Consider the following 14,885-nt stretch of genomic DNA (forward strand, 5'->3'; position numbering starts at 1 on the left):
TGCTACCAACCCTTGGCAGCATCAATGCTTTATTTTGCGTCGAACATCACTTTTGCGGTATCGAGCATACGGTTTGCAAAACCCCATTCGTTGTCACACCATACTAGTGTTTTAACCAGTTGTTTGTGACTGACTCTTGTTTGTGTGCCATCTACAATACACGAGTGAGGGTCGTGATTGAAATCTACCGACACCAAAGGCTCTTCGGTGTAGTCCAAAATACCCTGTAAACGCCCCGCTTTTGCATTGCGAAGGGCTTGGTTCACTTGCTCAATCGTTACCTTAGATTGAAGCGTTACACTTAAATCCATGGCAGTAACATTGATAGTTGGCACTCGAACCGCAATGGCTTCGAATTTTCCCGCAAACTTAGGCAGAATGCGCTCTATACCGGCAGCAAGTCGGGTATCAACGGGAATAATCGACTGACTTGCAGCACGGGTTCTGCGCAAATCTTCGTGATAGGCGTCGATAACTTGCTGGTCGTGCATAGACGCGTGAATGGTTGTGATCGTACCACTTTCAACACCGAACGCAGCGTCTAGCGCTTGGATAACAGGAACAATGCAGTTTGTGGTGCAAGAGCCATTGGAGACTAATTTTTGTTCACTGGTCAACGTGTCTTCATTGGTTCCGAAAATGACCGTATTGTCTAAATCTGGTGACCCGGGTGACGAGAAAAGCACTTTGCCAGCGCCGGCATCTAAATGTGCTTGCCCCGACGCTCTGTCATCAAACTTGCCCGTACACTCAAGCACAATATCAACGCCCAAATCTTTCCAGGGTAGGTCTTTAATATCGCTTATCGCGAGCAGTGTAATATCGTCGCCCGCGACATTTAGCGTGTTATTTTCTAAGGCCACATCAAAACGGAACCGCCCGTGGGCGGTATCGTATTTAAGTAAATGTGCTATGCCTTCGGGTTTAGCAATGTCGTTAATGGCCACCACGTTAAATTCGTTGTTGCGCCCACTTTCATACAGCGCGCGCAACACGTTACGACCAATACGACCAAACCCATTTATGGCAATATTTACCATAGGCTTATCTATTACCTCTTACAGAGACAGTGCAGCCTCTACTACAGCGTCAGTGGTAATGTTGAAGTGCTTAAACAGGTCGCCAGCAGGTGCAGATTCACCAAAGGTGTCCATTCCCACGATAGCGCCATTAAAGCCAACGTACTTGTACCAGCTATCTTTAGACAGCGCTTCAACCGCTACGCGTTTAACAACGCTAGAAGGCAGTACGCTTTCACGGTAATCAGCAGACTGACGGTCGAATACGTCAGTTGATGGCATAGACACTACACGAACGGCTTTGCCTTGCTCGGTTAGTTTCGCTGCGGCTTCAACGGCTAGCTGAACCTCAGAACCAGTACCGATAAGAATAAGCTCTGGCGTACCTTCACAGTCTTTAAGTACGTAACCGCCTTTGGCAATGTTAGCCACTTGGTCAGCCGTACGCTCTTGCTGCGCTAAGCCTTGACGCGTGAAAATCAGCGTTGTTGGGCCGTCAGTGCGCTCAATAGCAGACTTCCACGACACAGCAGACTCAACCTGATCACAAGGGCGCCAGTTATCAAGGTTAGGCGTTGCACGTAGCGCAACCACCTGCTCCACCGGCTGGTGTGTTGGGCCGTCTTCACCTAGACCAATTGAATCGTGGGTGTAAACGAAAATTGCAGGCTGCTTCATTAGTGCGGCCATACGTACCGCATTACGTGCATATTCCATAAACATTAGGAAGGTTGCACCGTATGCCTTGAAGCCACCGTGAAGGGCAATACCGTTCATCATGGCCGACATACCAAATTCACGTACACCGTAATAAATGTAGTTACCTGATGCATCGTTTGCTTCAACGCCTTTGCTGCCTTCCCAAATAGTGAGGTTAGAACCAGCAAGATCAGCAGAGCCGCCTAATAGCTCAGGAAGTAGCGGACCAAACGCATTCAGTGCATTTTGTGACGCTTTACGTGACGCGATATTTTGTGGGTTAGCTTGAAGTTCAGCGATGATAGCGTCTGCTTTTTCGCTGAAATCTGCTGGCAACTCGCCATTTACACGGCGTTTGAATTCTGCTGCAAGCTCTGGGTAGGCGGCTTCGTATGCAGCGAAAGCGTCATTCCACGCGCTTTCCGCGTTTGAACCTTTCTCTTTAGCATCCCAACCAGCGTAAATATCGTCTGGAATTTCGAACGCGCCATGGCTCCAGCCAAGCTTCTCGCGAGTAGCGACAATTTCGTCCTCACCTAGTGGTGCACCGTGACAAGACTCGGTACCTTCTTTATTAGGTGAACCGAAACCAATGGTGGTTTTACAACAAATAAGCGTAGGTTGCGCAGTATTCGCCTGTGCCTTTTCAATAGCGGCTTTTACTTGCTCTGCATCGTGCCCGTCAACGCCATCGATCACTTCCCAACCATAGCTCTTGAAGCGTGCTGGTGTATCGTCGGTGAACCAACCTTCCACTTCGCCATCAATTGAAATGCCGTTGTCATCCCAAAACGCGATAAGCTTACCAAGGCCTAGTGTACCGGCTAGTGAACAGGTCTCGTGTGAGATACCTTCCATCAAGCAGCCGTCACCTAGGAATGCGTAGGTGTGGTGGTCAACAATAGTGTGACCATCTTTGTTAAATTGTGCCGCTAGTACTTTTTCGGCAAGCGCCATGCCCACAGCATTACTGATACCTTGGCCTAGTGGGCCAGTGGTCGTTTCAACACCTGGCGCATAACCGTACTCTGGGTGACCTGGCGTTTTTGAATGCAATTGGCGGAAGTTCTTTAACTCTTCAATTGGCAGTTCGTAGCCTGATAGGTGAAGAAGAGAGTACAACAGCATCGAGCCGTGACCATTTGAAAGCACAAAGCGATCGCGGTTAGCCCAAGATGGGTTTGCAGGGTTGTGTGATAAGAAATCACCCCATAGTACCTGTGCGATATCAGCCATCCCCATTGGGGCACCTGGGTGACCAGATTTAGCTTGTTGAACGGCATCCATGCTTAATGCACGGATTGCATTGGCGAGTTCACGACGAGAGGGCATGTTGTCTCCTGATTTATTTTGTATCTTTTGTTTCGTATCTTAGCGGGCTAGGCAAGCTAGACGAGCGTAGAGGTAAGGCGTTCGCTCTACTTCTTTATACGAATGAATGTGGCGTTATTCTTACCTATGCCACCTTTCAGTTCAATGGGTTTTCATTGCCAATAGCGAAAGTCATAGTAAAAAATGGTCTATACCCTGACCATCACGTATTCCCATTACAGCAAAAACAGTTATATCTGACGCCTAGTTTTACAAATACATCATTAACTTCGACAATTACGACCTGAATAACCCTATAAGTGATCGGGTTGTGTCAACTATTCGTAACGAAGAGACTTTTAGACGTCTAGAAGTAAAGACTGGTATTTATAACTTGTTTTAGTACAATATACGACTATTTTGATAATTTAACGCTTACGGAGCATTTATGGCCACGCATTTATTCACATCCGAGTCAGTGTCTGAAGGACATCCGGACAAAATTGCTGATCAGATCTCAGATGCGGTTCTTGACGCTATTTTAGAACAAGATCCTCGCGCTCGGGTGGCCTGCGAAACGTATGTAAAAACCGGTATGGTTTTAGTGGGTGGTGAAGTAACTACCTCTGCATGGGTAGATATTGAAGAGCTTACCCGAAAAACAGTTAAAGAAATTGGCTACACGCACTCAGATATGGGCTTCGACGCTGATTCATGTGCGGTATTAAATGCTATTGGCAAACAGTCACCTGACATCAATCAAGGTGTTGATCGCGCAAGCCTTGAAGAACAAGGTGCGGGTGACCAAGGTCTAATGTTTGGCTACGCTAGCGACGAAACTGACGTACTAATGCCTGCGCCAATCACGTACTCTCACCGCCTTGTTCAAAAACAAGCCGAAGTGCGTAAATCTGGTAAGCTAGACTGGTTACGCCCAGATGCGAAAAGCCAAATTACTTTCAAATATGAAAACGACAAGCCTGTTGGCATCGACGCGGTTGTGCTTTCAACCCAGCACTGCGATTCAGTAAGCACTGAAACAGTTCGCGAAGCGGTAATGGAAGAAATTATTAAGCCAGTGCTGCCTAGTGAATGGATTGATGGAAATACACGCTTTCACATTAACCCAACGGGACGATTCGTTATCGGTGGTCCAATGGGCGACTGTGGCTTAACAGGTCGTAAAATCATTGTTGATACTTACGGTGGTATGGCCCGTCACGGTGGTGGCGCGTTCTCTGGTAAAGATCCATCAAAAGTAGACCGCAGTGCAGCATACGCGGGTCGTTACGTTGCTAAGAACATTGTTGCAGCAGGACTTGCTAAGCGTTGCGAAATCCAAGTGTCTTATGCAATCGGTGTGGCAGAGCCAACGTCTATCAGCATCGATACCTTCGGTACAGGTGTGGTAGATGAGAAAACATTAGTGGCACTGGTCCGTGAACATTTCGACCTACGCCCGTATGGACTTATTCAAATGCTAGACCTTGAGCGCCCTATTTATCGCCCAACGGCTGCGTACGGTCACTTTGGTCGTGACGAATTCCCATGGGAAGCAACAGATAAAGCAGAAGCGTTAAAAGCATCGATTTAATTCGATAACCAAATAACGCTTTTAAATACGCCGCTCAGTTTTTATAACGCTTTGCAAAAAAGTGTTGGTATAAACTAGCGGCGTTTTTATTTGGCTCGCAAAATCAACGAAACAAATAAAAAACAGCAAAGAATATTTTCATCATCTATTTTTTGCAGCTATGCTTAAATAACGAACACACTATCGCTTGTAGTTTCTGGTTGTTTACAAGCCATGATAACAACAACTTGGGCTCTTCCATGAATGTGGTTACTGGAATTCTTCTGGCACTTACTTTGGCTGCGTCTATGGCGGCTTCCCCCGTGCTCGCGGAAATAAATGCTCCCCACTACAGTCCTATCCAATTCAAAAGCAAAAAAATAGCGCGGTGGCAGCTAAATAGTATGTACCGCATTCAATCTACAACCGAAACTTATCTATACGACAACAGTTATACCTACCCAGCGGGGTCACAAGGTATGTTTAGCGCCAGCCGGCGGTTTAACACTTGGGTTCCGCAAAAGGTCTATGCAACGTACAAAACCAACAATACCGCCTTTCAGCATTACGCAGAGTGGCTTTATTTACCTCATGATGTAGGTACTTTTACTCGGTTGGGCTGGCTGCTTGGCAAAAGCGAGGGTTTAAACATGGCGGTAGAACTTGAACATAGGCAAGTTGGGGAAGAAGAGAATATGGCTCTCTCATTAGGCGTCAATTACTTGTTTTAAGTCATCCTTGTTTTAGGTCACCGCTACATTGCATTCACAGTGCGCTTTTAGTATTACACCCCATCATAAAGACGAAACGTAGTTGCCGTTATGCCAATGATAAGGTTTTTGCGTAAGTCTGTTGAATTACCATCGCGTCGGAACTCGCTCTATGACGCTTAACATCAAGTTGGCTCGCAAGGCGGCTTTTCACCTCATGCCATTGATTCATTTGTGCTTCAGACAAAATATATTCCAATGCTCTACACGTGAAAGACATTTCTACCTGCGCTGCGGCGTAGAGCTTAATTAGCCACGGGTTATCAACGACCCAACCGTCACTGTAAACAACCGTATTGCCAAGGAAGTTATTTAACTCAACACAGACTTTTCGAGGCTCTTCTCCTCGAGTTTGCAGCATCTGCTGCGTTATGCCGTGCAGTGACTCCGCTTTTCGATCCCAGTGAACCCACGAGTCAAAAGGCCGAAGTAGCTTACACCACTTTGCACCATCATAGCGCACGATACCTATCTCAATAGGGTAACTCGCTGCGCCAAATCCACTTGCTTCAATGTCTATTATTGTTGGCAGGGTATTCTTTCGCACTCACGCTCCAAACCGCTGTTTATCCTTGCTTGCAACATACGCAAACCATTTTTATCAGGCGGTTTTACTGCTACCTCGTCACCAGAGGAACAACTAAACAACGTCGAGCACTGTTTAGCAAATGTACAACCACTCTTCTCGAAATATAAGCTAATAGTAGAATCGTGCCACAATTAATGCGCACTCGTTTAGTACACCAACCCGTCGCCAGCGCTCAAAAATCTCGTAAAAGCTCTCAAAAAAGCATCAAACTTATACTAAAGGATAAGACGTTTACGCTAAAAGACTGAGCACATTGCTATACACTTTTAAGGTTAACATTTAGGTAGCCTATTCATGCGTGCACTTTCTATCTTTCTCTCGCTGGCTTGCGTCTTTTCAATTTTTACTGCAAGTAAAGCATTAAGTTCAACGGAACCTCTGGTGATTGGTATTGATGCCGATCTTTCAGCGGTAGCTGTTGAAGGTGGCATCGCTATTACAAGAGGGGTCGAGCTTGCCGTCGACGAAATAAATGCCGCTGGTGGGATTCTAGGTCGTCAAATAAAAGTTATTGCGAAAGACCATCGCGGCAACCCAGCTCGAGGTGTATATAACATTGAGCAATTTTCCCAAACTCCCAATTTACTTGCGGTAGTAGGCGGCGTTCATACACCTGTAGTTCTCGCTGAAGTCGACCCAATACACGAAAAAAACATTTTGATGTTGGTTCCTTGGGCAGCGGGGACGCCTATTATCGACAACGGGCACTCACCGAATAACATATTTCGCGTGTCGGTACGCGACGCTGAAGCAGCGTCAGTCCTAATTAATCACGTCAAATATATGGGGCTTTCAAATATTGCGTTAGTACTGGAAAGAACAGGATGGGGACGCTCAAACCTTGAATCATTAACACAAGCTGCAAGTAATAATGATATTGATATAACAGCAACCCATTGGATAAATTGGCAGCAGAAAGACTTTTCTGAGGATATCGCGGCAATAAAAAGCGCGAAAGCGGAAGCGATCATTCTTGTCACTAACGTTCCTGAAGGTGTTGTGGTACTCGATGAGATGGCAAAACAAGGCATCGCCTCTCTCCCAGTTGTGTCGCATTGGGGAGTCGCGTCGGGTCAGTTCGCCTCTTTACTTGCAAAGCCCATCGCTAACTACAATGTGTCAGTACTTCAAACCTTCCACTTCAACCACCAGAAAAATACCAAGGCAAAAAGCTTGTTAGAAGCCTATTATAATAAGTATGGCTTGGTGGATGCGACTGCGATTGGTGGTGTGACAGGTTTGGCTCATGCTTATGATTTAACTCATTTAATCGCGGCAGCTGCCGCGAAAGCTGGTAGTATAGAAGTAGACGCATTACGCGGTGCGCTAGAGTCTCTTCAAAATGTGCAAGGTGCAGTGAAGCACTACACAGCTCCATTTTCAGAGGACAGACACGATGCACTCTGGGCAAAGGATTATTTTATGACTACGTTTAACGAAAAAGGTCACTTGGTAACAACGGGCGTGCAATGATGCAGCAGCCCCCAAGGTTACGCTCTCTTCTGCTTTCAAGCATGCTACCGCGACTGGTTTTACTCGTCGCGGTTTTGTCTATCATTCTATTTGCTCTCTCTTTTCACTTCATTGTTAAACAAACCGACCAGCTTCAACAACAATCTGTTGATGGTTTAGAACAAGATATCAATTACATTGTTAGCGATACCACTAGACAGCTAGCAGACTTGGCAGCTAACGATATCATCATCAATTCCTTGGTTGATTTCGAGCAAAGGGATAATTACCTTCCCATGTTTTTCCGCTCGTTAAATTTAACTCAGGCGAAAAGTGTCGAGTTTGCGCTATTTGATTTTGCCGGGAACCGGGTGATTGATAAAAACTGGAATGCTGTTATCCCCGAGTCGCTCAGTAGTGCATGGCGCCAGCAAACCCTTGGTTCATCGAATGCATACTCCTCGGTATCAAAGTACGGCGTATTAATAAGCGTTCCAGTGTTACTTAGAGGCGTAGCGGAAGGCGCACTTGTCATGTATGTGGATAGCTTGCAGTCTTTGCTCGCGCCCTATCCCAGACTGACTAACCAGCTTGTTACCGACTCTAGTGGGCATGTCCTGTTTAGCAGTGAGCCCTCACTCATTGCTCCCAACTCAAGCTTTTCCGATTTTGATGACAGCGGCTACGCTATAAAAAAGGCTGATTGGCAAAATCTAACCTTGTACAGCGTTAAACCCACCATCACCGCATACAGAGAAGCCGCATGGACTGGGATTGTATTGCTGGCAATGATCGTAGGCTTCGTATTTATCATTTTGCATATGGTGAGTATGACGGGAACGCTTGCCGAGCGAACACTTTCGACTTTGTACAATGACATTAAGAATCGACTAAACAGTGATGATAAGACCTCACTACGCCTTGATAGTGACGTTGAGGCCCAAGAACTTGCGGATATTCGCGAAGCGTTTGACAAACTGATTTGGGATTTGACAGAGGTTTCGCTGTCTAACGAACAGTTTTCCAACGTGTTGGAGTCAATGGGCGATATGCTTGTAGTGGTTGATCAAGACAAGCAAACTTTACTTTCTAATAAGCGCTTCGACGACTTTTGTCATGACCAGTACGGTGAAAAGAACGGTATTTTGAAGTTCATTATGCAAAAGCTTGCTTCTTCACAGAGCAATGAACTTACACACTTTTCGGTATCAACCGGCCAAGAGCGGTTTGTTCATTGGACTAAAACATCACTGGCCGATGCTAATGGTAATATTCGTGGTGATATCTATGTTGGTAGCGACGAAACTGAACAACGCTCTCTTGAAAGTCACGTTAAAGTGCTCACTCACGCTATGGATGAAGCAACGGTGTCGATCATCATTTCGGACATTAAGCGCGTCGGCCAACCAATAATATACGTAAACAGTGCCTTTGAAGAGCTTACAGGCTACAGTCGTGAAGAAATAATCGGTCATAACTGCAGGTCGATGCAGGGCGATGAAACCAGCAAGCAGACAGTTGACCAAATCCGCAAGGCTATTGCAGTGCGCGAGCCTATTGAAACGACGCTGCTCAACTATAAAAAAGACGGCAGCGCCTTTTATAATCGTTTGAATTTAACGCCGGTAAAAATAAATGGTGAAGTCACTCACTATATCGGGTTTCAACAGGACGTTACTCAACAACGACAAACCGAACAGTATCTTCAGGATGCGCGAGAAAAAGCGGAAGAGTCTGCCCGTCTTAAATCGAGCTTCCTCGCTAGTATGAGCCATGAAATACGCACGCCAATACACGGTATTTCTGGTGTTTTGCAGTTAATGGCTAGCTCTGAACTCACTGAGGAGCAAAAGCACTACCTGTCTCTTGCTAAGTTTAGTATCCAGGGCCTTTTACATATCGTAAATGATATTTTGGACTTCTCTAAAATTGAGGCAGGCCAACTGCAAATTGAAGAAAACCCATTCGACATTTTAGAGTCGCTTGAAAACCTTCAAAGTCAGTACGCGATTATGTGCCAAGAAAAAGGGTTAGCGCTACATTTTCACTTTGATTTACAAGGCTTTCACGTTGTACAAGGCGATGATGTACGCTTTAGACAAATACTCTCGAACTTGTTAGGTAATGCCGTGAAGTTCACCGACAGTGGATGTATTGAAGTCACCACCAGCATTCAGCAAAATGCAGATAACAGCCTTAAGCTTTTATGTAGCGTAAAAGACACCGGCATTGGCATCGCACAAGACAAGCAAAGTACAATCTTTGATGTCTTTACCCAAGAAGACCTTTCTACAACTCGCAAATTCGGCGGAACAGGCCTTGGCCTTTCTATTAGCAAACAATTATGCGAACTCATGGGCGGCGATATAAAACTTGAGAGCGTTAAAGGTCACGGAAGCACGTTCTCTTTCACTATTATGCTTGAACAAGCCGACGAAGCCCTGCTTAAGCCAGTTCACCACTCCTCAGGAGTGAAACGGGAAAAAGGGAAAAAACGCAAAGTATTAATTGTCGAAGACAACGACATTAATCAGGTTATTGTTAAACAGCACCTAAACAACCACACTACATTGAGTGCCAAATCAGGCCTAGAGGCACTTGAAGCGTTGAACAAAATGAAAGTGACCTTTGATGTTGTCTTGATGGACTGTCAAATGCCAGAAATGGACGGCTTTGAAGCAACTAAACGCATAAGAAATGGTGAGGCCGGAGAACGCTATTTGAATGTGCCGATCATCGCACTAACCGCCAATGCCATGAAAGGTGACAAAGAGCGCTGCGTTAACGCCGGAATGGACGATTACCTAAGTAAACCTTTTGATGCTATTGACCTCATCGACAAAGTTGAGCATTGGGCAAGCATTGAAAGAAATAGTGAAGAAAGCGCCGTTCATTAACCTATTGTAGTGGAACATCTTGAGTGAACGCCTTAGCGAGATTAGCCCCTCACATCAAAAAAGTTATTTCGTTTATCTTATTGATTAACGTTTCGCTTTTAGGCGGTGGCGCGACTGCCGATGAAGTACTGCGATATAATCTTGGAACGTCAGGCAGCTCTATCCCGTACGAAAATGCTGTCGACGAAGATAGGGCCGGTATTCTAGTTGAAATCCTTCCCCTTATTATGAATAGAGCAGGTATTAAGACAGAAAAAGTCATGCTCTCTACCAAACGTGCCATGCTTGCATTTAAAACAGGCGCTCTTGATTTCGACTTTTTCAGTCCAAGCTGGCTGTCTAAAGATGAGCCCGCGGGCGACTTCACTTTCTCAGATCCCATTATAGACATCACAGAATACTTTATTACTCTGCCTGAAAACCATAGCCGATACCAAACCGTCGCCTCTATCTACGGTGAAACCGTAGGGATGATCTCCGGCTATGTCTATTTTGATTCTGATAAGTTCGTCAGAATGGACTTTCAAGCCGAGAGTAACCTTATCTTAGCCCTTGGCATGAAACGGATAGATGTCATCATAATGGAGGAAGCAGCGGCGCGTTACTGGTCTTCAATGCACAACATAAAAATAGCGCTGGGCCCCATCCATACCGCAGGCAAAATGGCGTTGCGTATTCACAATCGACATAAAGATAAGCTCCCCGCCATTAACCGCGCCATTGCTGAATTAAAACAAACGGGTCAAATTGATAGAATACTTAACAAGTATTCTGACTTTTCATTATAAGCCACACGCAGTTTCAACATTACGCCGTTGCTTTTTTGCCATAGCGCTTTAAAGCAAAGGGAAATTTTATCGATTGGATTAAAAGGCAAAGACACACCAGCGTCATGCCAACCCACCCCACCGGCTTGAATACTTCGCCAATTAGAAAAATAGCGAAAAGTGTCGCAACCAGTGGCTCAATTAACGTAATAAGCGTAGCTTTACTCGCTTCGGTAGTGCGAAGACCATAGCCAAATAGCAAATAACCAAGAAACATCGGCACAACAGCCATATAGAGTGAAACGCTAATGTGGATAGTGTTAGCAAACAAGTTTTGACCGGTAAACCAGAGGGAAGGCAACAGAGCAACGGCAGCGCAACCGAAAAGTCCGGCCATGGCAGATTTTGAATTTGCGCCAGCGTCAATGTGTTGCTTCGCAGCCCATGAGTATCCAGCGTAAGTTAAACCGGCAATTAAACCCAATATAACGCCGAACACCTGATCATCTTTAGATGCTGACAACGCCATTGCGTCGTGTGCCTTACCCATGGCTAACATGCCAATCCCAAACGCACCAAACACAAAACTAATAAACCATTTTAAAGACACGGGCTTTTTACTTAAAAAATACTCTAAAAGCGCAGCGAATAGTGGTGCACTGGCGATAGAAACCACGGTGCCTATAGCAACGCCTGACAAACGCATTGAGCTGTAAAAGGCCAGCGGATAAATTGCAACACATGCACTGCCAAACAGAAAGGTCAGTGGTGTAGAAAAAAGAATAGGTGCATCCTTTACCAGTGATTTTCGGGCACTAACACAAAGCAATACACCACCTATACCCATTGCAAAGGCACCGATTGCCAGAGGACTGATTTCTGGAGCGAACTGAGCGGCAGTGCCTGTTGTCCCCCACAGAAAGCTTGCGATAACAATTGCTAAGACCCCTTTTACTACATCGCTTGTATTCACTGCCTTCTCCACTCTATTACTCACCTTCTTAGCGTTAACTGTTGAACAATGCTTTCATGTTGTACTTTCTAATTAACCCATCAGCTTTTACTGTGACGCTGATATAAACCGATTGCTGCCGCTTGCTTTTATCGCCCAGTCATTTTTGCTCTTAGGGTCAACACCTCTCTCATAAAGATGATACTTAGATTATTGCTTTTGTAATTAGCCAGATAGACGCTTCTTTTGACCTTTTAGACGCACATCCCCCACACACTCCCAATTAACACAAAGTTAACAAGCAAAACGTACCGCATTAGATACAACAAGAAATGAAATATTTGTTTCGCAAGTTATGGAAATAACCCTACTTTTTTGCCACATTACGGCCTTGCCTGATAACAAAATAGAAACAACCAACCTGGATGGACTTATGTTTAAAATAGAAAAATCGTCGTTTAGACGAAGCACACTTAGCGTTGCGGTAATGGGGCTGCTTAGCTCCGGTGCAATGGCGCAGGACACACAACAAAAGGATGACGATGACTTTGAGCAGATCATAGTAACTGCAACAAAGCGTGCAGAATCCATTGAAGACATTCCTTTTTCAATCAACGCACAAACGCAGCGAGACTTTGAACGCAGCGGTGCAGGAAACTTAGAAGACGTCGCAAGAAACGTGGCGAGCGTCTCAATTCAAAACTTAGGACCAGGCCAAAGCCAAGTATCTATGCGTGGCGTTTCAGCGGGTCAAATTGTACGAGACCAACCAGGCGTCAAGGAGCAGGTCGGCGTATACCTCGATGAAAGCGTGATCTCGCTGTCTTTATTTACTCCAGATCTCGACCTTTTCGACCTTAACCGCATTGAAACCCTGCGTGGTCCGCAAGGTACGCTTTTTGGATCTGGCTCTATCGGCGGAACCCTTCGCTACATCACCAATCAGCCCGAGTTAGATACCTTTGAAGGTAAGTTTGAAGCTAATCTTAATAGTGTGACAGACGGTGGCGTGGGCGGTCACGTTAAGGGCATGGTAAACGTACCTATTTCCGACACCATTGCCATGCGCGCGGTGGTATACCGCACTGATTACGCAGGCTTTATAGATGCGTTAGGTGAAAACGGCGCGTTTAGCGAAGACGTTAACGACGGCGATAGAACTGGCGGACGCGTAGCGTTCATCATCGCCCCAAACGATAAGCTCACCATTACACCACGACTTATCTTCCAAGAATTGGAAATGAACGGGTTTAACAGGCAGGAAGTGTATAACGTGTTTGCTAACCCTTACACAACGACCCGCCCAGCTATTCAATTGGGTGAACGAGAACAGTACCTGCTGCTTGAAGAAGGCTTCTCTGACGATACCTTGATTGCTGACGTAACTGCTGAATATCAAGCCGACGTTGCTGATTTTACCTTTGTTTATAGCTATACCGACCGCGATATTCTTGTAAGTCGTGATGCCAGCGCGCTTTCGGGCTCAGTAAGTATCGACTTAGGTTTTCCTGATGAAGCCGTACTATTACCGTCGAACTTATTAGACAGAACGGAAGTAGAGCAAGATACCTTTGAGCTTCGCGCCGCATCCAATGGCGATGGCGCGCTAGACTGGCTAGTTGGCGCTTTCTACTCTTCTACAGAGCGTGTTTACGACCAATCACTCCCTACCCCTGGGTACGACGCATTTACCGACGCCACCTTAGGTGAAGGCACGTCGGCAGCGGTTGCCAATGGTTTTGAAGCTGATTCTCCCTACAACGCCTATTTACCGTACGACTTGAAGCAGCTTGCTGTGTTTGGTGAAGTGAACTATCAAGTGAACGATGACTTTAAAATGACCGTGGGCTCTCGTTTTTACGATTATGAAGAAGAGCGTCAGTTTATCTCTGGGGGCTTATTTGCCAACGGCGACAACCAGACCGATTCTACAGAATCAGATGGCTTTACTTCTCGTGTTATCGGCCAGTATAGCGTAAACGAAAACGTGAACTTAAATGCTCAGGTGTCTCAAGGATTTAGACTTGGCGGTGTAAATGACCCGCTAAATAGAAGCTTGTGTACCGACCAAGATGAAGCAATCTTTGGTTCGTTCCAAGACTATGACGATGAAAAGCTCACCAACTATGAGATCGGTATGAAATCATCAGGTCGTGGATGGTCAGCTAACATCTCGGCTTTCTATAACGATATTGAAGATCTTCAGGTTACATTGGATGCTGGTTCTTGCTCTTCACGTGTATCATTTAACGTGCCTGACGCCCACACCCAAGGTATTGAATTTGAGCTTACGCGTCAGTTTACTGACCAGCTCTTTTTCTCATTAACGGGTAGCATCATTGAAGCCGAGTTCGATTCAACCGTTGTTGATGGTGATGGTGCGGTACTAGGTGGCGTAGAAGACGGTAACCGCCTAGCTTCAGTACCTGAAGAGAGCTTTGCCATCGCATTTACCTACGATTTAGCGCAGCCTTTATTCTCTTCAAACAGCACCTATTTCCAAGGCTCTTACCAGTACGTGGGAGACCGTATAACCCAGCCTAGTGACCAAGTTGCAGGCGCAGGTATATTCACTTCAGGCCTTGCCTTTGGCGGTGCCACTGGCGCAGAAACAACGGAATTAGACTTGTTGTTAGACGACTACGGCACGCTTAATATGAGCTTCGGTCTTACCTACGATGACTATGAAATATTACTGTATGCAAACAACCTGTTCGACGAAAACGCGCAGCTATCCTTTGATAGAGAACGTGGTGGACGAGCTCGACTTGGATTTACGGTGAACCAGCCACGCACCATTGGTGCGACGTTCCGCTATTTCTTTCAGTAAAGAGTGATAAATGTCTCTGCCTGAGG

10 protein-coding genes are annotated in these 14,885 nt (G+C 45.8%); 6 read left to right on the plus strand and 4 right to left on the minus strand.

Translation table 11 applies throughout. From position 1 onward, the window contains the following. Positions 1 to 29: 29 nt before the first annotated feature. Both epd and tkt read right to left on the minus strand, forming a co-directional pair. On the minus strand, positions 30 to 1,040 hold the full coding sequence (gene epd, locus ACFI6L_RS15965) for an erythrose-4-phosphate dehydrogenase (RefSeq protein WP_014948384.1): 1,011 nt from the start codon (positions 1,038 to 1,040) through the stop codon (positions 30 to 32). Positions 1,041 to 1,058: 18 nt separating this feature from the next. Next, positions 1,059 to 3,050, minus strand: a complete 1,992-nt coding sequence (gene tkt / locus ACFI6L_RS15970) for a transketolase (protein WP_187446897.1) — start codon at positions 3,048 to 3,050, stop codon at positions 1,059 to 1,061. Positions 3,051 to 3,477: 427 nt separating this feature from the next. On the opposite strand from tkt, the gene metK reads away from it, so the two are divergent. Next, on the plus strand, positions 3,478 to 4,623 hold the full coding sequence (metK, locus tag ACFI6L_RS15975) for a methionine adenosyltransferase (RefSeq protein ID WP_014948382.1): 1,146 nt from the start codon (positions 3,478 to 3,480) through the stop codon (positions 4,621 to 4,623). Positions 4,624 to 4,862: 239 nt separating this feature from the next. Continuing rightward, positions 4,863 to 5,333: a hypothetical protein gene (locus ACFI6L_RS15980; protein WP_014948381.1), complete on the plus strand. Its 471-nt coding sequence runs from the start codon at positions 4,863 to 4,865 to the stop codon at positions 5,331 to 5,333. An 88-nt stretch (positions 5,334 to 5,421) separates the two neighbouring features. Here ACFI6L_RS15980 and ACFI6L_RS15985 read toward each other — a convergent pair whose 3' ends face one another. After that, positions 5,422 to 5,919 carry a 3'-5' exonuclease gene (locus ACFI6L_RS15985; RefSeq protein ID WP_014948380.1) on the minus strand — a complete coding sequence of 166 codons (498 nt, stop codon included), beginning with the start codon at positions 5,917 to 5,919 and terminating at the stop codon, positions 5,422 to 5,424. A 336-nt stretch (positions 5,920 to 6,255) separates the two neighbouring features. Between ACFI6L_RS15985 and ACFI6L_RS15990 the strand changes: the two genes are divergently transcribed. Genes ACFI6L_RS15990 through ACFI6L_RS16000 form a run of 3 tightly spaced genes read left to right on the plus strand, consistent with a single transcriptional unit; the run spans position 6,256 to position 11,098 of the window. Next, a complete protein-coding gene (locus ACFI6L_RS15990) occupies positions 6,256 to 7,434 on the plus strand; it encodes an ABC transporter substrate-binding protein (RefSeq protein ID WP_014948379.1) in 1,179 nt (392 codons plus the stop codon). Continuing rightward, positions 7,431 to 10,310, plus strand: coding sequence for an ATP-binding protein (locus ACFI6L_RS15995; RefSeq protein ID WP_170826495.1), 2,880 nt, complete (start codon positions 7,431 to 7,433; stop codon positions 10,308 to 10,310). The genes ACFI6L_RS15990 and ACFI6L_RS15995 overlap by 4 nt, the downstream gene beginning before the upstream one ends. Before the next feature lie 23 nt (positions 10,311 to 10,333). Then, the gene (locus ACFI6L_RS16000) at positions 10,334 to 11,098 is read left to right on the plus strand and encodes a substrate-binding periplasmic protein (protein ID WP_014948377.1); all 765 of its coding nucleotides are present in this window, start codon (positions 10,334 to 10,336) and stop codon (positions 11,096 to 11,098) included. A gap of 19 nt (positions 11,099 to 11,117) precedes the next feature. Here ACFI6L_RS16000 and ACFI6L_RS16005 read toward each other — a convergent pair whose 3' ends face one another. Then, positions 11,118 to 12,062, minus strand: a complete 945-nt coding sequence (locus ACFI6L_RS16005; RefSeq protein WP_156079092.1) for a DMT family transporter — start codon at positions 12,060 to 12,062, stop codon at positions 11,118 to 11,120. Positions 12,063 to 12,462: 400 nt separating this feature from the next. Between ACFI6L_RS16005 and ACFI6L_RS16010 the strand changes: the two genes are divergently transcribed. Continuing rightward, positions 12,463 to 14,859, plus strand: a complete 2,397-nt coding sequence (locus ACFI6L_RS16010) for a TonB-dependent receptor (protein ID WP_170826494.1) — start codon at positions 12,463 to 12,465, stop codon at positions 14,857 to 14,859. The last annotated feature ends 26 nt before the right edge of the window (positions 14,860 to 14,885 follow it).

It is taken from the genome of Alteromonas sp. G4i35, from assembly GCF_054960375.1.